Source organism: Shinella sp. OV683 (assembly GCF_057787725.1).
In genome coordinates, this window is the sequence record NZ_CM173543.1 from 4,811,867 (window position 1) to 4,831,793 (window position 19,927).

A 19,927-nucleotide genomic window follows, 5' to 3' on the forward strand; every position below is an offset into this window, starting at 1 on the left:
TGACGAGGATTTCATGAAAACACTTTCCCCCAATTCCCTTAGCCGGCTAATCCGTCCTAAATCGATCGCCACTTTCGGCGGCAAGGAAGCCGGGCGCGTTGTCGAGCAATGCAAGAAGATGGGCTATACCGGCGAAATCTGGCCGGTGCATCCGACCAAAGACGAAGTGCACGGCTACAAGTGCTATCGCTCGGTCGCCGATCTGCCAGCGGCGCCGGACGCTGCCTTCGTCGGCGTCAACCGCAGCCTGACCATCGAGATCATGCGCCAGCTTCGCGACAAGGGTGCAGGCGGGGCGATCTGCTACGCGTCCGGTTTTTCGGAAGCCATCAAAGAGCTGCCTGACGGCGACGAACTGCAGGCGCAGCTCGTCGAGGCCGCCGGCGACATGGCGGTGGTCGGCCCCAACTGCTACGGCTTCATCAACATGCTCGACGGCGCGTTGCTGTGGCCCGACCAGCACGGCATGATCCGCACCGAACGCGGCGTAGCAGTGCTGACTCAAAGCTCCAACATCGCCTGCAACATTTCGATGCAGATGCGCGGCCTGCCGCTGGCCTATCTGATGACGGCCGGCAACCAGGCGCAGACGGGCCTTTCGGCGCTGGCTGTGGCAGCGCTCGAAGATCCGCGCGTCACCGCCGTCGGCCTGCATATCGAAGGGTTCGACGATATCGAAACGCTGGAACTGCTGGGCAAGCGCGCTCGCGAACTGAAGAAGCCGGTAATCGCACTCAAGGTCGGCAAATCGGAAGCGGCGCAGAAAGCGACCGTTTCCCATACGGCGTCGCTGGCCGGCAATCACAAGGTCTCGTCGGCGGTGCTGGCGCGGCTCGGCATCGGCCAGGTCAACACGCTGCCCGAGATGATGGAGACGCTGAAGCTGCTGCATGTCGCCGGCCCGCTTGCCACCAACGAGATTTCCTCGATGAGCTGCTCCGGCGGCGAGGCATCGCTGATTGCCGATGCCGGCGTTGGCCGCAACGTCAGTTTTCGCGACCTGAAAGCGGAGCAATACCAGCCGCTGCGCGACACGCTCGGCGCCATGGTGACGATCTCCAATCCGCTGGACTACCACACCTTCGTCTGGGGCAATGGCGAGAAGCAGACATCGGCGTTTACGACGATGATGCAGGGCGACTATGCGCTCAACCTGATCGTGCTGGATTTCCCGCGCAGTGATCGCTGCGATCCCGCCGACTGGATGACGACGGTGAACGCCATCATTGCGGCCCACAAGGCCACCGGCGCCAATGCCGGCGTCGTCGCCAGCCTCGGCGAAAACCTGCCGGAAGATGTGGCGTTCCGGCTGATCGAGGCGGGTGTCGTGCCGTTCCATGGCATCGACGAGGCCTTGGTCGCCGCAGAAACCGCGCATGCGATCCATCAGGCGTGGTCGGCCCCGGCTGCTGCGCCCCTGCTGAAGTCCGCAGCGTCCGAAGGCGAGGCAGTGACGCTGAGCGAATATGAATCGAAGGAAACGGTAAAGCCGTTTGGACTGCCGGTTCCCACGGGCAAGCTCTCGGCAACGGCCGAGGAGGCTGCCAAGGCGGCAAGCGCGATCGGATTTCCGGTGGCCCTCAAAGGCTCCGGCGTTGCCCACAAGACGGAAGCCGGCGCAGTCAAGCTGAACCTCAAGACCGAAGCCGAGGTCGTTGAAGCGGCCGAGGCGATGGCCGGCGTTGCCCAAGGCTTCCTAGTCGAGAAGATGGCCGCCAAGCCGGTGGCCGAACTGATTGTCGGCGCGTTGCGCGATCCGGTCGCAGGCCCCGTCTTGACGATCGGCGCGGGCGGCATCCTGGTCGAACTGATGGACGATTCCGCCGTTATCACGCTGCCTACCACGAAGCCCGACATCCGCAAGGCCATTGACGGCTTGAAGATTACCAGGCTCCTGAACGGCTATCGTGGGCAGGCGAAGGGCGACATGGCAGCGCTGGTCGATGCTGTTGCGGCGGCTGCGGATTTCGTCATCGCCAAGGCTGGGGATATCGAGGAACTGGACATTAATCCGCTGATGGTGCTTCCGGAGGGCCAAGGTGTCGTGGCTGCGGATGCGCTAGTGCGGATGCGGAAGTAGTCAGCGAGGGCGATACCCTCACCAAGTGCGTCCAGTGATCGGCTTCGCCTCTCACGGATTTGCTATCCTCTCCCACAAGGGGAGAGGTAGGGTGCCACGATCGCCGACGTCGCTTGGGGCAGAGCGACGCGGCAGGTTACCTCTCCCCTTGTGGGAGAGGATACGAAGGCCGGGTGAGCGAAGCGAGCCGCTGGCCGAAGTTGGTGAGGGGTGAACCTCGTCAACGCAATGAGATTAGAGGGAGCACAACAATGACCGACACCCCCATCAAGACCCGCCGAGAGGGCGGTATTCTCGAAGTCACCATCGACCGGCCGAAGGGCAATGCGATCGATCTGGTGACTAGCCGCATCATGGGTAAGATCTTTGCCGATTTCCGCGATGACGACAGCCTGCGCGTGGCCATCATCACCGGCGCCGGCCCGAAATTCTTCTGCCCCGGCTGGGACCTGAAGGCGGCGGCGGCCGGCGATGCTGTCGATGGTGACTACGGCGTCGGCGGCTTCGGCGGCATGCAGGAACTACGCGATCTCAACAAGCCGATCATCGCCGCAATCAACGGCATCTGCTGCGGCGGCGGCCTCGAGATTGCGCTGTCGACCGACATGATCCTGGCGGCCGAGCATGCGACTTTCGCGCTGCCGGAAATCCGCTCGGGCACGGTGGCGGACGCAGCCTCGATCAAGCTGCCGAAGCGCATCCCCTACCACATTGCCATGGACATGCTGTTCACCGGCCGCTGGCTGGATGCAACCGAGGCGCATCGCTGGGGCTTCGTCAACGAGATCCTGCCAGCGGACAAGCTGATGGAGCGCGCCTGGGAACTCGCCCGCCTGCTCGAAAGCGGCCCGCCGCTGGTCTATGCCGCGATCAAGGAAGTCGTGCGCGAGGCCGAGGGCAACAAGTTCCAGGACACGATGAACAAGATCACCCGCCGGCAGCTGAAAACCGTCGATGTGCTCTATGGCAGCGAAGACAATCTCGAGGGTGCACGCGCATTTGCAGAGAAGCGCGATCCGGTGTGGAAGGGGAGATAATTTTCCCATCGTGACTAGCGGCGCAAGTCACTGGTTTTTTCCGCCAATTCCGGGAGCCGTCGCACGCTGCCCGGATTGGCGTGTGGTTCTGGGTACGACGAAACCCATCGTGCGGCTTATCAATCGTGCCCAAAGCCGCCGAAACGACATTTGCCACCGTCCCCTGGCTTCGACACGTTCGTGCGACTGACTTCCGTCGCTGTCCAGGCAATAATGGATGCCGACATAGCCATCCGGCCCGCGAATGATCAAGAAACTGTTCTCTCTCTTCATTTCTCGCTCCATGATTTTCTATGGGGCAAGGTTTATTATCTTTCTCAAGAATGATAATTCTGTTATTTCTGCTTAGTCTCATGAACTGAGTTCAGGAATACGCCAATTCGTTCTGCCGATCATGAGATGCGTGCCTTTTGCCGGATTGTGGAGGCAGGCAGCTTTGCTTCGGCTGCCGCGGATCTTGTGCTCACCCCGTCCGCGATTTCGAAACTCGTAAGCAGGCTTGAAAATCGGCTCGGCGTCATGTTGTTGACGAGAACGACCCGGCGGCTTTCATTGACGGCGGAAGGGGAGATTTATCTTCGAAGAGCACGCGAGATTCTGGACGCTATAGAAGACACCGAAATGGAACTGATGCGGACCGCGAAAGCCCCTTCGGGCAATCTGCGAATCAGCGTCGGCACCGCCTTTGGTCGTCATGTCCTGATACCTGTGTTGCCTGATTTTCTCGCGCGTTATCCGAAAATTGCCATCGAGCTTGGCATCACCGAACGACAGGTCGATCTTGTGGCCGAACAAATCGATGTCGCTATCCGCACCGGCCCGCTCGGCGACTCAATGCTGCTTTCGCGAAAGATTGGAACTTCAGATAGAGTGATTTGTGCAAGCCGCGCCTATCTGGAGAAATTTGGCATCCCAAAGACACCGGCGGATCTTGCGCACCACAATTGCATATCGATTTCCGGATTTGCTCATCTCCGGCTATGGCCTTTTGTAACTCCGGAAGGAATCAATCGAATGGAAATTGCCGGTAATTTCAATTCGGACAATGCCGATGCCGTTCGTGATATGGCGGTCTCGGGACAAGGGATAGCACGCCTTGCCCGTTTTTTGGTGGCGCGGGATATTGAGCGCGGAGATCTCATCCCGATTCTCACCGAAATACATAGCGCCGATCCATTTCCTGTCACCGCGCTGATGCCGCCGGGAGGCAACCGCTCGCCCAAGGTGCGCGCCTTTGTCGAGTTTCTGATCGAGAAGTTCAGCGGCGATAGAGTCTGTTAGGTGCACCTGCTTACATCCGTCGTATGTCCGAGACACCTAAGGCCGCCCGCATCCGCTTCACCTTCTCAATCCACTCCCCACCCATCTTATACGCCCTGAGCGCATCGACCGCGTCCTCGTTGTCGAGCCGCGAACAGATGCGATAGATTTCCAGGACCTCGGCGGACATTTCCCCAGCGCGGTAGAAATACATTGCAGCCGCATAGCGCGCGCGGCCTGACCACTCGACGCCGGTGGGCGTGAGGATCAGTTGCCAGTTCTGGCGCGCCTCGTCGTCCATCACACCAGTCCCGGCGGATTGGCGCCGCGTCGGTCGAGCTTGAGGAAGGGTCGCGGCACGATTTTTACCCGCTTCATCAGCTTCTGGTAGTTGAGTTCGCGCAGTGCATAGATCTCGACCCAGAGGTCATTGACGAACCGCTCGCCATAGGGTCGCGTCAGGCTGGCGATGGCGATGTTCTTCTTGAGGATCGGCGACCAGGCGGAGGCGGTGACGATACCGACTTCGCGCTTCTTGTTGTGATAGATCAGCGACAGCGGACCGGCGACATTGCCCTCGACCTCGAGCCCGACAAGAATATGCTTCAGCGTCTTTTTCTCGCGCGCCCTGGCAATGGCATTGCGGCCGTTGAAATTCGGCTTTTCCAGATCGACAAGCCAATCCAGCCCGATCTCGTCCGGCATACGCAGGCGGTCTTCGCGGAGCGCGGTCTCCGAAGTGACGAAATCGGCATTGGCGACGATGAAGCCGGCCTCGATGCGGGCGTGATTGAGGGCGGCATAGCCGATCGCCCGCATGCGGTTCTTTTCGCCCACCGCCCAGAGCCGGTCCCAGAGGCTCAGCGCCAGTTCGCGCGGGCAGAACAATTCGTAGCCGAGATCGCCGGTAAAGCCTGTGCGTGAAATCGTCACGCTGCCGCCGTCATGCGGAAAGCTTGCCAGTTGGAAGACCTTGAGATTCTCCACACCCTCGAAGCCCGCATCGCGCAACACCGTATAGGAAACAGGCCCCTGCAGCGCCAGGCCGGCGATCTCGGCGGTCTCGTCCGATATCCGCACGTCGAAGCCCTCTGCGCTGTCGAGCAGCCATGGCAGGTGCCGCTCCTGCGAGCAGAGGCGAAACTCGTTCTGGCCAAGGCGAAACAGCGTGCCGTCGTCCAGCACATGGCCATGATCGTCGCACCAGGCGGTGTAGTGGACACGGTTGATGCCGAGCTTGCGGACATCGCGCACCGTCAGCCGGTTGCAGAAGGCTTCGGCACCCGGACCCGTGATCCGGTATTTTGTCATCGGCGAGATGTCGAACAGAGCCGCCGTCGAGCGGATGGCGAAATATTCGAGTTCCTCGTCCGACAGCGAATGCGGCGCCTTGTAGCCTGACCAAGCGTACCAGTCATTGTTGGTGTTGAGCACATCAAGTCGTGCGTGGAACGGCGATTCGCTCAGCGGCGTCAGGATGTGGCCCTTGGCCATGGCGCTGGCATTGCGGGAGAGTTTGAGCGTCTCGTTCATGCTGATCTCCTCGACAGGATATGCCTGGCCGCATTCATGCCCGGCAAGCCGGAAATGCCGCCGCCGGGATGGCTGCCGGCACTGGCGAGATAAAGCCCGGCGAGCGGCGTATCATAACCCGAGACTGCAAAGGTCGGGCGGTTGAGCAGCATCTGGTCGACCTGCAATTCGCCGTGGTGCCAGTGACCTCCCGGCATATTGTAGCGCGCTTCGATATCCGGCGGCACCAGCAATTCGGTCGAGGTCACGGAGGCGGAAATGCCCGGCGCATAGCGTTCCAGCACCGCCATGATGGCAGCGAGGAATTTCGGCTTGCCGGATTCCCAACCTTCTTTCAGCTCATAGGGCGCATATTGGACGACGGCTGAAAGCGTCGGCGGCAGCAATGTGTCGAACAGGTGAGGCAGCGTGATTTCCATCACCGGATCGGGCGAGAACTCTCCGTATTTCGATGGATTGAACGAATCTTCGACATGGCGGACACCACGAGCGATAACCAAACGACCCTTGAGATCAGCTGCGTTGACGCCCTTGAATGCCGGCGTCTTGTCGAGCGTCAATGTCAGCCGGGCCGCATCGCCCTTGGTCCTCACGTGTTTAAGGCTCATCGAGAGATGGGTGTCGACTTCGCCCGGCGCAGTCAGATCGCGTAGCGTCGTGACAGGATGGATTGCCGAGACGATCGCATTGGCGTCGATCTTCTCACCACTTTCCAGCACCACACCCGTTGCCCGGCCACGGTCGGAAACGATCTTTGCCACTGGCGCATTGAGGCGAATCTCGGCGCCGGCTTTCTCAACGGCCTTTTGCAAAGCGGAAGCCAATCCGGCCATGCCGCCCCTGGGAATGAACTGGCCGCCCGATCTCCCCAGCGCTTCGCCCGTCAGCCGGTAGTAAAGCCCGAGCAATGAGGTCGGCGAGCGCGGGCCGAGGTGGATGCCGAGCGTCGCATCGAAGGCGAGCAAGCCCTTGAGGCGATCGTCGGTGAGATATTCGTCTGCGATGTCAGCGACATTCATCAGCAGCATGCGGGCGAAATCACGCGCCTCGTCGCGGCCCCTCCGGATCAGGCTCAGGCCAGCAAAACCCATATCGGCCAAATCCTTGAAGCCGAGTTCGCCCGGACGCGGCGGGCGTCTGCCGAGGAAGCGTTTCAGCACTGAGGCCTGCAGCAGCAGCTTTTCGCGCATTTTTGACCAGGCCTGCGCTTCGGAAGCGCTGACGCCTTCAACGCTTTCGCCGTAGCCGCCGCGCAGGATTACTGGGCCTTTGTCGGGATCGAGCACCACGGTCGGCAATAGTTCGCCGGCTAATGATGGCATGTCGAGGCCGAGGCCGGAGACGACCTGCGGGTCCAGGCGATTGACGACATGGGAGAGGCCAAGGCCGCCGCCAACTTTGTCGGAAGCTTCCAGCACGAGCACCTTCCTGCCCGCCTTGGCGAGAAAGCCCGCGGCGACCAGCCCGTTGTGCCCGGCGCCGATGATGATGGTGTCAAAGGATGTCATGGGCGGGGCTCATATGGTCATTGGATTTGTTCATGCTGCGGAGGATCTCGGCGGCGGCATTGCGGCCCGGTGCGCCCATCACCCCGCCACCGGGATGGGTGGAGGAGCCGCACATCCACAGGCCCTCGACGGGGCTGCGATATTGCGCGTAGCCGGGCACCGGCCGGTTGAACAGCAACTGGTCGAAAGTCAGTTCGCCCTGGAAGATATTGCCCTCCGTCAAGCCGACTTCAGCTTCGAGTTCGCGCGGCGTGCGCACTTCCATATGCAGGATGCGGTCGCGGAAGCCCGGCGAATAGTCGGCGATCTGGCTGACGACGGTTTCCGCGAATGCATCGCGGTCGGCATCCGTCCAATCCCGGCCCTCGACCTTGGGTGGGCAATATTGCACGAAGCAGCTCATGAAATGCTTGCCCGGCTCGGCCATGGTCGGGTCGAGCGTGGTCGGGATCATCGCATCGAGGAATGGATCGGCGGACCAGCGACCGGCCTTCCAGTCGTCATAGCCGCGCTCGATACGCTCGACCGTATCGGTGAAATGCAGGTCGCCCTTGATGGCGGTCGAACCCTTCGGGAGGTTGGGGAATTCCGGCAGCCCGTCGAGGGCGATGTTCACCTTGCCGGAAGATCCGCGCATCTTGAAATGCTTGACGCGATGAACGAATTTCTCCGGCAGTTCCTTTTCGTCGACGAGCTTCAGGAAGGTGCGCTTGACGTCGGCATTGGAGATGACCAGATCGCCGCGGATCTCGTCGCCATTGCCCAGCGCCACGCCCTCAGCCTTGCCATTGCGGATGATGACATTGGCAACCTCACTGTCGGTCAGGATCGTACCGCCGGATGCCTTGAAGGACGAGGCGAGCGCCTGCGTCACCGCGCCCATGCCACCCCGGGCATAGCCCCAGGCACCGACCGAGCCATCGACCTCGCCCATATAATGGTGCAGCAGCACATAGGCGGTGCCGGGCGACATCGGCCCGAGCGCAGTGCCGATGATACCGGAGATCGCCAGATAGGCCTTGATCACGTCGGTTTCGAAATACTCGTCGAGGAAGTCCGAAATGGACATGGTCCAGAAGCGCAGTGTCTGCGCCATCTGGTCGGGGCTGAATTCGCCCATCTTCCTGGCGAGGAACATCAGTTCGGAGATATCGCGCGGCTTGAACGAGAATGGATCGGGTGCCGTGCGCATCAGCAGTGGCTGGATGAAGCGGCACTGCCGCGTCACATCGCGGGCATAGCGCTCATAGGCTTCGGCGTCGCGGGCGGAATAGCGGGCGAATTCGCGGCGATGCTGGTCGTGATCGCGGTAGGAGGCGAGATAGCCGCCCTCGCGGGTGAGCACCGCGCCGCCCTCATAGGCAACGATCTGCAGTCCATGCTTGGGCAATTCGAGATCGCGCATGATCTCCGGCCGGAACAGCGAGCAGACATAGGAGCAGTTCGAATAGGCAACGCCGGAGTCCGACAGCACGCGACTTGTCGCGGCGCCACCGACCCAGGCGTTCTTTTCGACCACCGCCACATTCAGGCCGGCACGCTGCAAGTAGCAGGCCGCTACCAGCCCGTTATGGCCGCCTCCGATCATCACTGCATCATATTTCGTCATGCCGATCCCCAGTTCTTGATCCGAGAATTGCCATAAGACACATCGACTTGTCCATATATTTTGAATGAACATTCAGTCAGTAAGATGCAATTACCTGAAATTGCGGCGGGATTTTTGTCTTGCTGGCTTTTCCATCGACCCCCGACCGCCCAATGAACCAGCCTTCGACTTCCGATTAGGAGCAGGAGGCTGGCGCATGACCTCACCCCTATAGTCGAATGCCGGCGCAAAGGATGTCGTTAAGCCAAATTGCAGCCCTCTGCGCTCCTCATCTACATGACAGATCCAGTTTAGGCGCTTGGCCAATCGGAAAATCCGCACCCGATGGAACATTTCACGGCAACCATAAACTGCAGTTCGCGGGTCGTCGCCATCACGATCACTTAATTTCTCCATACTTGATTGATTTTCCTTTTCTAATTCCGCGAAAACGCGATATAATTACTTCAGTTAAACTTCAGACCGGAGGTCTGACATGGCAAACACTATGATGGAAAGAAAGACAGCACAGGATTGGGCCATGGTGGCTCTGGCAATATGCGTGTTCATTTCGCCTTGGGTTATTGGCTTTGCCGCCGAAACCATGCCGAGCTGGAATGCGTGGATCGTCGGGGTCATCATCGGCGCACTGGCGTTCGCGGCGATCTCGGTTTTCGCCGAATGGGAAGAATGGGCAAACCTGGCGCTCGGCCTCTGGCTGACCGTATCTCCCTGGGTACTCGGTTTTGCGGCCAATGTGAACGCAATGTGGACCAGCGTAGTTATGGGACTGCTCGTCGCGGCAGTATCGATCTGGGTAGTTTGGGACCAGCACCACCCGCACGCTCACGCCTAAGCCTCAGATCCGAGGCTATTGAAGTGAGAGCCCGCCGCGCAAAGCGGCGGGAACGTTGAATTCATGCGCCCGGACGGTTGCTGATCGTTCCGCATTTCCTCATTCCCGGCGCGGTGGCTGGGCACGACACCAGCCTTTAGGCCGGCGCGCTCGCAGACCGCCTCCAGCCCGTTGTGCCCGCCACCAATCGTCATCATACCTTTTCAAACTGCTCCCCACCTGTTGGCAAAAGCAGACACAGGTGGCCGTGGCTTGCTTGTATATTTTGAATGAGCATTCAGTCAGTATCTTGCAATTGGCTGAATCTGCCATAGGATTTCTGTATCCGGAATGAACAAAAAGCAGCATCTGGGAGCCGCCGCGATGACTGAGGCCGAGCCTGAATATGATGACATCCACATGCGCTTCCTGGAGCTGCTGTGGGGCGACGGCTACCTCTCGCCCGGTGGGCCGGCGGAGGTGGAGCGGGTGCTTTCGGCCTTCGATCTCCGTGGCAAACGCGTGCTCGATCTCGGCTGCGGCTCGGGCGGCATCACGCTCTTCATTGCCGAACGCTTCGAGCCGAAGCAGATCGTCGGCTTCGACGTCGAGCTTCCGGTGATCGAGCAGGCCCGCCGTCGCGCGGCGAAAGCGGGGTTAGCGGGCCGGGCCGAGTTCACGCAAGGCGCGCCGGGCCGCCTTCCCTTTCCCGACGAAAGCTTCGACCTCGTCTTTTCCAAGGATGCGATGGTTCACATTCCCGACAAGGACACTATCTTTGCCGAAATCTTCCGGGTTCTGAAGCCGGGCGGCGTGTTTGCCGCCTCGGACTGGCTGATCGGCCATGACAATGAGCCGAGCGACGAGATGAAGGCTTATCTTGCCGCCGAAGGCCTGAGTTTCGGCATGGCATCACCCAGGCGCTACAGGAAGGCGATGAAAGGCACCGGCTTTGCCGACGTCAGCACGGAAAGCCGTAACGCCTGGTATCGGCAGGAAGCGGCGCGCGAGTTGAAACGGCTGCAAACGGAGCTATATGACGAGGCAGTGGCGCTGACAAATCAGGAGTTTGTTGACAAGAACATCCGCACATGGGTCGCGATGCAAAAGGTGCTTGACAGCGGGGAGCATTGTCCTACGCACTTGAGAGCAATCAAACCTCGGAACTGACGGCGAAGTTTCGCCCTGACAGATGGAATTGGCAGACGGTATGAATGTTGCCCAGCCGGTCGAAGCAGACAAGAGAAGCCGCAAGGCGTCGAAGGAAACCCGTCAGCAGCAGCTGATCGAGGCGACGATCGATTCGCTTGCCAAGCGCGGCTATTCCGACACGACGCTCGCCAATGTCGCCGATGGCGCTAAGCTGTCGCGCGGCATCGTCAACTTCCATTTCGAGAGCAAGGAAAAGCTGCTCGTCGCGACGCTGCAATACATGTCCGACGAATATGCCGCCCATTGGGCTACCGCGCTGGAAAAGGCGACGCCGACGGCGGCCGGCCGCATCTGGGCGCTGGTCAACGCCGATTTCGACCGCAAGATCTGCACCAAACGCAAGCTGGCCGCCTGGTGCGCCTTCTGGGGCGAAGCCAAGTCACGCCCGACCTACCAGGCGCTTTGCGGCGCCAGCGACCTCAATTACCAGAATACATTCGTCGCCCTCTGCGCCGAGCTGAAAGCCGAAGGCGGCTACGGCTACGATCCCGAACCGATGGCGCTGGGCATCTGCTCGATGATGGAAGGCCTGTGGTTCCGACTGATGATGAATGACGGGCTGACGCGCGAAAAGGCGCTGGGTGCAGCGATAGAATATGTCGCGGCGGTGCTTCCCAAGCATATTTCCACGACCGGCATAAAGTAGCCTTACAGATTCCTTATGCCTCCGGCCTGCCTTCCCGATCGAATGTTTATCCGGTTCGGGACTAATGTGTTCGCATCGTCAACAGGCGAAGCGAACCATTGAATGTCCTCTCATCCGCATCATCCGCGACCCTCACTCTCAACCCGACTGATCCAGGCAAGGCATGACCTCGCCCGCTTCGTGGCTGCGCGCCGCGCCGCCAGGAAACTCGCCGAACACCAGCACCCGGCTGAAAGGCCCGACCGGCTTTTCCCCATAATGCTTGCCACGCTGACTGTCATCGCTGCCGCAAGCCTCATTCATCTGTTCCTCACGGAAGCGGGATGAGTTGCTCGACGAATAGCGACACTATCAATCAATCCCCAGGAATGACCATGCAAGGCCCTCTTCAACGACCGCTCCCCGGCGGCGCTTACTGCGATCTCATAACGCCTTTCCGCAATGGTGCGCTTGACGTCGATGCCCTGACATCTCTCGTGCGCTGGCAGATAGACAGCAGCATTGCCGGCCTGGTGGTCTGCGGCCAGGCCGGCGAGGCAACCTCGTTGTCGCGTGACGAACGAGCCGAGGCGATCCGGGTGGCGGTCAAGGCGGCGGCGCATGCCGTGCCCGTCGTTGCCGGCACCGGCACCAATTCGACGGCCACGACCATCGCCCTGACCGAGGATGCAAAAAGCCTCGGCGCGGATGCCGTTGTCATCGTCACGCCCTATTACAACAAGCCCTCGCAGGAAGGCATCGTCCGCCATTACCAAGCCATTGCGGCAGCGGTCGATATTCGCATCGTGGTCTGCAATGCGCCCGGTCTGACGGCAAGCGACCTCACACCGCGCACGCTGGAGCGCCTCGCAGCGATAGATCAAGTGATCGGTATCCAGGATTGCACCGGCGATATCAGCCGTCTTGCCCGCACGCCTCTCGCGATCAGGAAACGGCTGCGGCACTATTCCGGCCACGACCTGACGGCGCTTGCATTCAACATTGCCGGCGCCGCCGGTTCCTTCTCGATCGCCGCAAATATCGCCCCGCGCTTCATCAGTGCCATGCATGACGCGCTTCGGACAGGCAACATGGACGCGGCGTTGGCACTGAACGAGCGCAACACCGCAATCATCCAAATCCTTGAGCGTGAGGCGGGGCCGGCAATCATCAAGCAGGCGCTTGGCGAGTTGCGCGGAATCCACGCCGATGTCCGGCTTCCCCTGACACCGGTATCGCCCGATGCCGCGGCCGCCATGCGCATGGCCATGACGTCACTACCGAACCAGGCCCTTGGTCGCAAACAGGCGCTCTAAGCGGCTTTTTTCCATCATCAACAGCAGGAACCCCATCATGGGCAGTCTTCATCATCCCGGCTGGAACACACCAGCCTCCACGCGCTTCACGATCGGCCGCGACCATCACGGCTGGTGGGTCGTGCACGACAAGCTGGGCCGCATCGGCGGACTGTTTGCCAGCGAGGAGGCCGCCAGCCACTTTGCCATTCAGGAAAGCGACCGCGATCCGCACATGGTCTGCAAGGCGCCCACCGACACGGCCGTCGAACCATTCGACGATCGCGATGACGAGCAGGCGGCATCGATCGGCCGGCGCGTCATGGCGCATAACCATCGCCTGCGCCGCGCCTGACGGCGAGGCCGCATCTTTCAGTGGCTTTCTAGTGGGCGTCCTGCTCTATCGGCGGGGAATCGTGTGCTGTTGCTTCGGCAGACTTTTCGCCATGGTCGTCGGCAGTAGGCACCGGCTCGATTGCATCGTCGGCGACTGCAGGGCCGTTGTCGTCGACCTTGGCTTCATGGCTCTCGGGAACTTGCTTGCCCTCGGGCACTTTCTGTTCAGAGCTTCCCAGACCAACCATGCTCAGGATCCCGTCGAGAAAGGACTGCTCCTTCTTCGGCGCCGTTTCGTGGCCGGCGGGATCCGCCTTGGCTTCGTCGCCAGTGGCAGCGTGTTCGCCCTTGGTGGCGGGTTTGCCATGTTCGCCCGCCGAGACGGTCTGGTCGCTCGGCTTGCCGTGCTCCTTGCCGGCGGCAGCGTCTTCGGGGCGCTCCGGCTCGGTGCAGCCTTCTAGATCCGGCTCCGATTTCATCGAGGTCATTAGCTTTTCGATACTGGCGACTTCGAGTGTCACCTTGCGGCCGTAGAAGCGACCTTCTGACGTCGGCACGCCGTCATAATAGCGCGCAGTGAACGGCTGCTTCATCTCGGGCAGGTAATGCGGTTCGAGCGCGAAGGTGACTTCGGCGCCAATGGCCCGGCCGCGCATATCGGCGCGCTTGTCCGGCCCGTGCGCATCCAGCACGCTGACCTGAATCAGATCGACGGCGTTGGATTTGGCCAGCACGCCGGCGACTCGCAATGCGGTGCGGATGCGCGTCGGCCCATCGGCATTGTCCATGCGGACATATTTCCGGAGCCACAGCCGCTTGGCGGGCGTCTTCAGCACCATGGTCTGGATTGTCGTGCATTGGCCGCCGGCAATGCTCGCCTGCGGCTCGCCCAGCAACTTGTCGGCACCGACATACAGCGCAGCGGCGCCCGAGCCGCCGAGCAGCGCCAGCATGCCGAACGATATGATGATGACTTTCCGGGTAAACCGGACCCTGGGCATGCCAATTTTCAACGCAACACTCCACCGCCCCGCCAAGGCGTGTCTTGATAAACCCCGGGGGACTATAGAGGTGTTCGCGTTTCGGAAACTTTAACGGGAAGTGGTCGATTGGAGCGATCGTGAGATCAGCTGCAGACCCGCACCTTCTGGACGACGACCTGGCCAGAGGCATTGGTGGTCGCGACCTTGCGCATGACGCAATTGGCGCCCGGCTTCTTCGTGTACCAGCCGCGTTTTTTCCAGGCGGCTTCGCCATCGCTCAGGCTCATGGAGAGACCGAGTGCGGCGAGAAGAGCAAGGGCTGCAAACTTTTTCATGATTTCCCCAGACAGACGATTGTTAAGTTGTTTTTCTGGGTTTCTTCTACGATTTTGCTCCACATTGCGCTGTTCCCATGGGTACATCAGCGAATCTGCTTGCGATTTTGCGCCGTCTCGGCCAAAACGCTCGCCAAATGAAGACATTCAGTTTCTAAGGAAAATAGCATGGGCAACGCCATCGAAAGCCTGAAATCCGAAACGCTCGACCTCCTGAAATCGCTCGGCGTCTCCGACAAAGCCGTCAGCGGCGGCACGCTTGCCGCACGCTCGGCGATCTCGGGCGAGATCCTGGCCAACCTGCCGGCGGATGACGAGAAAGTTGCGGGCGACGCCGTGAAAAAGGCGCAGGCCGCCTTCCTCGAATGGCGCGGCGTGCCCGCCCCCAAGCGCGGCGAGTTGATCCGCCTGCTCGGCGAAGAATTGCGTGCCAACAAGGATGCGCTCGGGCGCCTGGTTTCGATCGAAGTCGGCAAGATCGTCTCCGAAGGCCTCGGCGAAGTGCAGGAAATGATCGACATCTGCGATTTCGCGGTCGGCCTTTCACGCCAGCTGACTGGCCTGACGATCGCTACAGAACGCACCGACCACCGGATGATGGAAACCTGGCATCCGCTGGGCGTGACCCTGATCATCTCGGCCTTCAACTTCCCCGTCGCGGTGTGGTCGTGGAATGCGGCGCTGGCGCTGGTGTCGGGCAATTCGATCATCTGGAAGCCGTCGGAAAAGTCTTCGCTCGCAGCGCTGGCCACCCATGCCCTGTTCGAGAAAGCGGTCGCCCGCTACCGTGCCGCCGGCGGCACCGCACCAGACGGCCTTTCGCAGCTGCTGATCGGCGAACGCGCGCTCGGCGAGGCGCTCGTTGACAATCCGGCCGTGGCGCTGGTCTCGGCCACAGGCTCGACGGTCATGGGCCGCGCCGTCGGCCCGCGTGTTGCAGCCCGCTTCGGCCGCTCGATCCTCGAACTCGGCGGCAACAATGCCGCCATCGTCGGCCCGTCCGCCGATCTCGACCTGACGCTGCGCGGCGTGGCCTTCTCGGCCATGGGCACGGCTGGCCAGCGCTGCACGTCGCTGCGCCGCCTGTTCGTGCATGAAAGCGTCTACGACGCGCTCGTGCCGCGGCTGATCAAGGCCTATGGCTCCGTCAAGGTCGGCAATCCGCTGGAAACCGGCACATTGGTCGGCCCGCTGATCGACAAGGGCGCGTTTACCCGCATGCAGTCGGCGCTTGAAGCCGCCAAGACCGAGGGCGGCAAGGTGCATGGCGGCGAAAAGGTCGAGATTTCCTCGACAGGCGACGCCACCTATGTGCGCCCGGCTTTGGTCGAGATGCCCAAGCAGGCTGGACCGATGCTGGACGAAACCTTCGCGCCGATCCTCTACGTGACCAAGTATTCTGATTTCGACGCTGTGCTGGCACTGCACAACGACGTTCCGCAGGGCCTGTCGTCGTCGATCTTCACCAACGACATGCGCGAAGCCGAGACCTTCATCTCCGCACGCGGTTCGGATTGCGGCATCGCCAATGTCAATATCGGCCCGTCGGGCGCCGAAATCGGCGGCGCCTTCGGTGGCGAAAAGGAAACCGGCGGCGGCCGCGAATCCGGTTCGGACGCCTGGAAGGGCTATATGCGCCGCACCACCAACACGATCAACTACGGCCGCACGCTGCCGCTCGCACAGGGCGTCAAGTTCGACGTCGAGTAGTCTGCGTCGAAATTAAGGATCGCGGCGGACAGCCGCCGCGATCCTATTTCCTGTGGCTGTTGAACGCGCTTTCGATCTTGTCGATCTCGAGCATGATGTATGGATTTTTCGGGTCATATTGCACGTTCAGCGGCTGCCCATTGGGGCGCATGACGCCCGGAATCAACACGCCATTCTTGCCGAACATGTAGTCTCCGCCCGCGCAGAGATGCGCCGCTGTCCTCACATCCATGCCGCGCATGAAAGCCCCGACCTCAAACTTTGCGTCCTTGATGTCCTTCTCGCTGAAGGCACCGAAGCCGATTGCCCTCTCGTATTCGAAGAAAGTCTTGAGCCGGATATCGAGCGTTCCGCAACCGCTGAGCAAGGCTATGAGGTACATGTCGCGGTAATATTGAACCGCCGGCTTTTCAGACTTCTCGCTGTATTTCTTCAGAAAGAAATTGGTTGCCGGGTCGCCGGTCATGGTCTTTTTCCAGATCTCCGGCAACGGCTCGGCCACCGCATGGAGGGAGGCGAATATAGCGAGAGCTTGAACCAGCAGGATCGCCAAAACAGAAGGAAGACGCATTTTCAACACCTCATCGGAAAGGAACGCTTTCCCTTTTCCACGACTGACATGCGTTGACAATGGATTTGCATCACCGTCCGCGTGGTGTTTCAATGCACGAGGGAGGAAACTGATGATCACTGAAGCCCACCCCTTCGACCTCGACCGTTTCATCACCGCGCAAGCCGGCATCTTCGACCAGGCGCTGGCGGAATTGACGGCTGGCGCGAAGCGAAGCCACTGGATGTGGTTCGTCTTTCCGCAGCTGCGCGGGCTTGGCGTGTCTTCCACGGCGCAGAAATACGGGATCGTCTCGCTCGACGAGGCGAAGGCTTATCTGGAGCATCCGGTTCTGGGTCAGCGATTGAGACGGTGCACCGAGGCGGTCTTGCAGGTGCAGGGACGGACGCTTAACCAGATCTTCGGGTCACCCGACGACATGAAATTCCGCTCGTCGATGACGCTGTTTTCCAGGGCCGGCCGCGAAAGGCTGTATCTGGACGCGCTCGACCGTTATTGCGGAGGGGAGATGGACCGACGAACGCTGGAATTGCTGCTGCATCCGTCGGCATAATTTCTACGACAGCAGAAAACTCCGCATCGAAATCGAGCCCATATCGAAGCCTTCGTTGAAGAACCCGACTTTCTCGTCGTCGGCCATGACGGCCAGCGGGTAAAGGATCGGCAGGAAATGCTCGATGGTTGGGTGCGCGAGTGTCGCGACCCGGCCGAGCTGGCCGACTTCCAGCACTTTGCCGACATCCCTCACGGCGATTGCGTCGGCCATGTACTGGTCGAATTGCAGCGCCCATTCCGGCTTTGTGCCATCCATGCTGAGCATGCGCAAATTGTGCACGACATTGCCCGAGCCGATGATCAGCACGCCCTTTTCGCGCAGCTTCTTCAGCTCCTGCGCCAGCTTGAAATGCTCCGACAGATCCTTGGAAAGGTCGAGCGACAGCTGATAGACCGGGATATCGGCCTTGGGGAACATCTGGATCAGCACCGACCAGGCACCATGGTCCAGCCCCCAGCGCTCGTCGGAATGGGCGTGGCTTTCTTCCAGCAGATCGATGGTCGCCTGGGCAAAATCCGGTGCGCCGGGTGCCGCATATTGCTGGGCGAAAAGTTCGGGCGGAAAGCCGCCAAAATCATGGATGGTCTTGGGATTGTTGCCGATGTGGACCAGTGTCGCACCCCGCGTCATCCAGTGGGCGGAGACCACCAGGATCGCCTTCGGCACCGGCAATTCCTCGCCGATATGGCGCCACTCGCGACTGTATTCATTGTCGAGAATGGCGTTCATCGGGTTGCCATGGCCCACGAACAAAGCCGGCATGCGCGGCGTGGATTTCAGATTTGCGAATGCGTTGCTCAGCGATGCCATATTTCTAAACCTCCAACGGCCCTTGGCCGTTTACTTGAGACAGAGATAGCTCGCCGCGACCGTTCACGAAAGACGCGCCGCGGTCGACATATCGTTGCGGTTTTGCGAACGATGGAAATGTAAAAAGGCCGCGGATCGCTCCACGGCCTTTGCACATTCGTTCACACTGGATCAGATGCTCAGGCAGAGATACTTGATCTCAGTGTAGTCGTCGAGGCCGTATTTCGAGCCTTCGCGGCCCTGGCCCGACTGCTTGATGCCGCCGAATGGCGCCACTTCGGTCGAGATCAGGCCGGTGTTGATGCCGACCATGCCGTATTCCAGCTCTTCGGCGACCCGGAAGATCTTGGAGATGTCGCGCGAGTAGAAATACGATGCCAGGCCGAACTCGGTGTTGTTGGCCATCTCGACGACCTGCTCTTCGGTGTCGAATTTGAAGAGCGGGGCGACCGGACCGAAGGTTTCCTCGCGGGCGATCATCATGTCGGGGGTGACGCCGGTGAGGATGGTCGGCTGGAAGAACAGGCCACCCTTGGCATCCGGCTTGCCGCCGACGGAGACCTTGGCGCCCTTGGCAACCGCGTCAGCGATATGCTCCTCGACCTTCTCGACAGCCTTTGCGGTGATCAGCGGCCCGGCATTGACGCCGGCTTCGAAACCGTCGCCGACCTTCATGGCCGAAACCTTGGCGGCGAGCTTTTCGGCAAATGCATCATAGACACCGGCCTGGACATAGAGCCGGTTGGCGCAAACGCAGGTCTGGCCGTTGTTACGATATTTGGAGATCATCGCACCTTCGACGGCCGCATCGAGATCAGCGTCATCAAAGACAATAAAGGGCGCGTTGCCGCCCAGTTCAAGGCCGAGCTTCATGATCTGGTCGGCGCCCTGGCGCATCAGGATCTTGCCGACCTGGGTGGAGCCGGTGAAGGTCAGCTTGCGTACCTTGTCGTTCTCGGTGAATTCCTTGCCGATCGACGGCGAGTCCTTGGAGAGCACGACGTTGAAGATGCCGGCAGGCAGGCCTGCACGCTCGGCGAGAAGGGCCAGCGAGAGCGCCGACAGCGGTGTTTCGGCCGCAGGCTTGGAGATCATCGCGCAACCGGCCGCGACAGCCGGCGCGAACTTGCGGGCCAGCATGGCGTTGGGGAAGTTCCACGGCGTGATCGCCGCCACCACGCCCACCGGCTGCTTGATGACGATGATACGCTTGTCGGGCTGGTGACCGGGAATGGTGTCGCCGTAGACGCGCTTGGCTTCCTCGCCGAACCATTCGACATAGGACGCGCCATAGAGGATTTCGCCCTTGGCCTCGGCCACCGGCTTGCCCATTTCCATGGTCAGGATGGTTGCAAGGTCGTCCGCATTGGCGACCATCAGGTCATAGAGCTTGCGGAGAACGGCAGCGCGTTCCTTGCCGGTTTTCTTAGCCCAGAGCTTCTGCGCCTTGTAGGCTGCGTCGATGGCGCGCGCGGTTTCCGCACGGTTCATGTCCGGCAGCGTGGCGATGACTTCACCGTTTGATGGATTGGTGACCTCAAAAGTCTTGCCGCTGTCGCTCTTGGCGACCCATTCGCCCGCGATCAAAGCCTTGTCGACGACGAGCGATGGGTCCTTGAGCTTGGAAAGCAGCTTGTCAGAAATGGTCATGGA

The 19,927-nt window shown here is 60.7% G+C and carries 19 protein-coding genes and 1 pseudogene; 10 read left to right on the forward strand and 10 right to left on the reverse strand.

Annotation, left to right across the window (positions count from 1 at the left end; genetic code table 11):
- The first annotated feature begins 13 nt into the window (after positions 1 to 13).
- The 3 genes from ACXHRN_RS23230 to ACXHRN_RS23240 all read left to right on the forward strand — a co-directional run bounded on the left by ACXHRN_RS23230 (position 14) and on the right by ACXHRN_RS23240 (position 4,398).
- Positions 14 to 2,080, forward strand: a complete 2,067-nt coding sequence (locus tag ACXHRN_RS23230; protein WP_488638648.1) for an acetate--CoA ligase family protein — start codon at positions 14 to 16, stop codon at positions 2,078 to 2,080.
- A gap of 251 nt (positions 2,081 to 2,331) precedes the next feature.
- Complete coding sequence (locus tag ACXHRN_RS23235) at positions 2,332 to 3,117, forward strand: carnitinyl-CoA dehydratase (protein ID WP_488638649.1); 786 nt, start codon at positions 2,332 to 2,334, stop codon at positions 3,115 to 3,117.
- Positions 3,118 to 3,516: 399 nt separating this feature from the next.
- A complete protein-coding gene (locus tag ACXHRN_RS23240; RefSeq protein ID WP_488638650.1) occupies positions 3,517 to 4,398 on the forward strand; it encodes a LysR family transcriptional regulator in 882 nt (293 codons plus the stop codon).
- Positions 4,399 to 4,408: 10 nt separating this feature from the next.
- On the opposite strand, the gene ACXHRN_RS23245 is transcribed toward ACXHRN_RS23240, so the two are convergent.
- Genes ACXHRN_RS23245 through ACXHRN_RS23260 form a run of 4 tightly spaced genes read right to left on the reverse strand, consistent with a single transcriptional unit; the run spans position 4,409 to position 9,027 of the window.
- Positions 4,409 to 4,678 carry a hypothetical protein gene (locus tag ACXHRN_RS23245; protein WP_488638651.1) on the reverse strand — a complete coding sequence of 90 codons (270 nt, stop codon included), beginning with the start codon at positions 4,676 to 4,678 and terminating at the stop codon, positions 4,409 to 4,411.
- Complete coding sequence (locus ACXHRN_RS23250; RefSeq protein WP_488638652.1) at positions 4,678 to 5,910, reverse strand: aminomethyl transferase family protein; 1,233 nt, start codon at positions 5,908 to 5,910, stop codon at positions 4,678 to 4,680. The genes ACXHRN_RS23245 and ACXHRN_RS23250 overlap by 1 nt, the downstream gene beginning before the upstream one ends.
- On the reverse strand, positions 5,907 to 7,418 hold the full coding sequence (locus ACXHRN_RS23255) for a phytoene desaturase family protein (protein WP_488638653.1): 1,512 nt from the start codon (positions 7,416 to 7,418) through the stop codon (positions 5,907 to 5,909). The genes ACXHRN_RS23250 and ACXHRN_RS23255 overlap by 4 nt, the downstream gene beginning before the upstream one ends.
- Positions 7,405 to 9,027, reverse strand: a complete 1,623-nt coding sequence (locus ACXHRN_RS23260) for a phytoene desaturase family protein (protein WP_488638654.1) — start codon at positions 9,025 to 9,027, stop codon at positions 7,405 to 7,407. Before ACXHRN_RS23260 ends, ACXHRN_RS23255 begins: the two co-directional genes overlap by 14 nt.
- 475 nt (positions 9,028 to 9,502) lie before the next feature.
- Here ACXHRN_RS23260 and ACXHRN_RS23265 point away from each other — a divergent pair, with 475 nt between their 5' ends.
- The 3 genes from ACXHRN_RS23265 (at position 9,503) to ACXHRN_RS23275 (ending at position 11,699) form a co-directional block, all read left to right on the forward strand.
- Positions 9,503 to 9,862, forward strand: a complete 360-nt coding sequence (locus tag ACXHRN_RS23265) for an SPW repeat protein (protein ID WP_488638655.1) — start codon at positions 9,503 to 9,505, stop codon at positions 9,860 to 9,862.
- 363 nt (positions 9,863 to 10,225) lie between these two features.
- On the forward strand, positions 10,226 to 11,011 hold the full coding sequence (locus tag ACXHRN_RS23270) for a class I SAM-dependent methyltransferase (RefSeq protein ID WP_488638656.1): 786 nt from the start codon (positions 10,226 to 10,228) through the stop codon (positions 11,009 to 11,011).
- Positions 11,012 to 11,051: 40 nt separating this feature from the next.
- Positions 11,052 to 11,699 carry a TetR family transcriptional regulator C-terminal domain-containing protein gene (locus ACXHRN_RS23275; RefSeq protein WP_488638657.1) on the forward strand — a complete coding sequence of 216 codons (648 nt, stop codon included), beginning with the start codon at positions 11,052 to 11,054 and terminating at the stop codon, positions 11,697 to 11,699.
- Between the two features lie 138 nt (positions 11,700 to 11,837).
- Here the strand turns inward: ACXHRN_RS23275 and ACXHRN_RS23280 are convergent, their stop codons facing one another.
- The gene (locus ACXHRN_RS23280; protein WP_488638658.1) at positions 11,838 to 12,002 is read right to left on the reverse strand and encodes a hypothetical protein; all 165 of its coding nucleotides are present in this window, start codon (positions 12,000 to 12,002) and stop codon (positions 11,838 to 11,840) included.
- A 71-nt stretch (positions 12,003 to 12,073) separates the two neighbouring features.
- Between ACXHRN_RS23280 and dapA the strand changes: the two genes are divergently transcribed.
- The gene (gene dapA, locus ACXHRN_RS23285) at positions 12,074 to 12,994 is read left to right on the forward strand and encodes a 4-hydroxy-tetrahydrodipicolinate synthase (protein WP_488638659.1); all 921 of its coding nucleotides are present in this window, start codon (positions 12,074 to 12,076) and stop codon (positions 12,992 to 12,994) included.
- A gap of 37 nt (positions 12,995 to 13,031) precedes the next feature.
- A complete protein-coding gene (locus ACXHRN_RS23290; protein ID WP_488638660.1) occupies positions 13,032 to 13,328 on the forward strand; it encodes a hypothetical protein in 297 nt (98 codons plus the stop codon).
- A 28-nt stretch (positions 13,329 to 13,356) separates the two neighbouring features.
- Here the strand turns inward: ACXHRN_RS23290 and ACXHRN_RS23295 are convergent, their stop codons facing one another.
- Together ACXHRN_RS23295 and ACXHRN_RS23300 are read right to left on the reverse strand one after the other, a co-directional pair.
- The gene (locus ACXHRN_RS23295; protein WP_488638661.1) at positions 13,357 to 14,310 is read right to left on the reverse strand and encodes a hypothetical protein; all 954 of its coding nucleotides are present in this window, start codon (positions 14,308 to 14,310) and stop codon (positions 13,357 to 13,359) included.
- A gap of 125 nt (positions 14,311 to 14,435) precedes the next feature.
- Entirely contained in the window at positions 14,436 to 14,627 is a 192-nt protein-coding gene (locus ACXHRN_RS23300) for a hypothetical protein (protein WP_488638662.1), read from the reverse strand.
- A 246-nt stretch (positions 14,628 to 14,873) separates the two neighbouring features.
- Between ACXHRN_RS23300 and amaB the strand changes: the two are divergent.
- Positions 14,874 to 16,337 (forward strand): annotated as a pseudogene (amaB, locus tag ACXHRN_RS23305) (L-piperidine-6-carboxylate dehydrogenase); the annotation flags it as partial.
- Between the two features lie 43 nt (positions 16,338 to 16,380).
- Here amaB and ACXHRN_RS23310 read toward each other — a convergent pair.
- The gene (locus ACXHRN_RS23310) at positions 16,381 to 17,028 is read right to left on the reverse strand and encodes a hypothetical protein (protein ID WP_488638663.1); all 648 of its coding nucleotides are present in this window, start codon (positions 17,026 to 17,028) and stop codon (positions 16,381 to 16,383) included.
- On the opposite strand from ACXHRN_RS23310, the gene ACXHRN_RS23315 reads away from it, so the two are divergent.
- Positions 17,021 to 17,461 (forward strand): DUF1810 domain-containing protein, encoded by a 441-nt coding sequence (locus ACXHRN_RS23315; protein ID WP_488638664.1) that lies wholly within the window; start codon positions 17,021 to 17,023, stop codon positions 17,459 to 17,461. The two genes, ACXHRN_RS23310 and ACXHRN_RS23315, sit on opposite strands and share 8 nt — an antisense overlap.
- 3 nt (positions 17,462 to 17,464) lie before the next feature.
- On the opposite strand, the gene ygiD is transcribed toward ACXHRN_RS23315, so the two are convergent.
- Positions 17,465 to 18,274, reverse strand: a complete 810-nt coding sequence (ygiD, locus tag ACXHRN_RS23320; RefSeq protein ID WP_488638665.1) for a 4,5-DOPA-extradiol-dioxygenase — start codon at positions 18,272 to 18,274, stop codon at positions 17,465 to 17,467.
- A 171-nt stretch (positions 18,275 to 18,445) separates the two neighbouring features.
- A complete protein-coding gene (locus ACXHRN_RS23325) occupies positions 18,446 to 19,924 on the reverse strand; it encodes an NAD-dependent succinate-semialdehyde dehydrogenase (RefSeq protein ID WP_488638666.1) in 1,479 nt (492 codons plus the stop codon).
- Positions 19,925 to 19,927 lie beyond the last annotated feature (3 nt).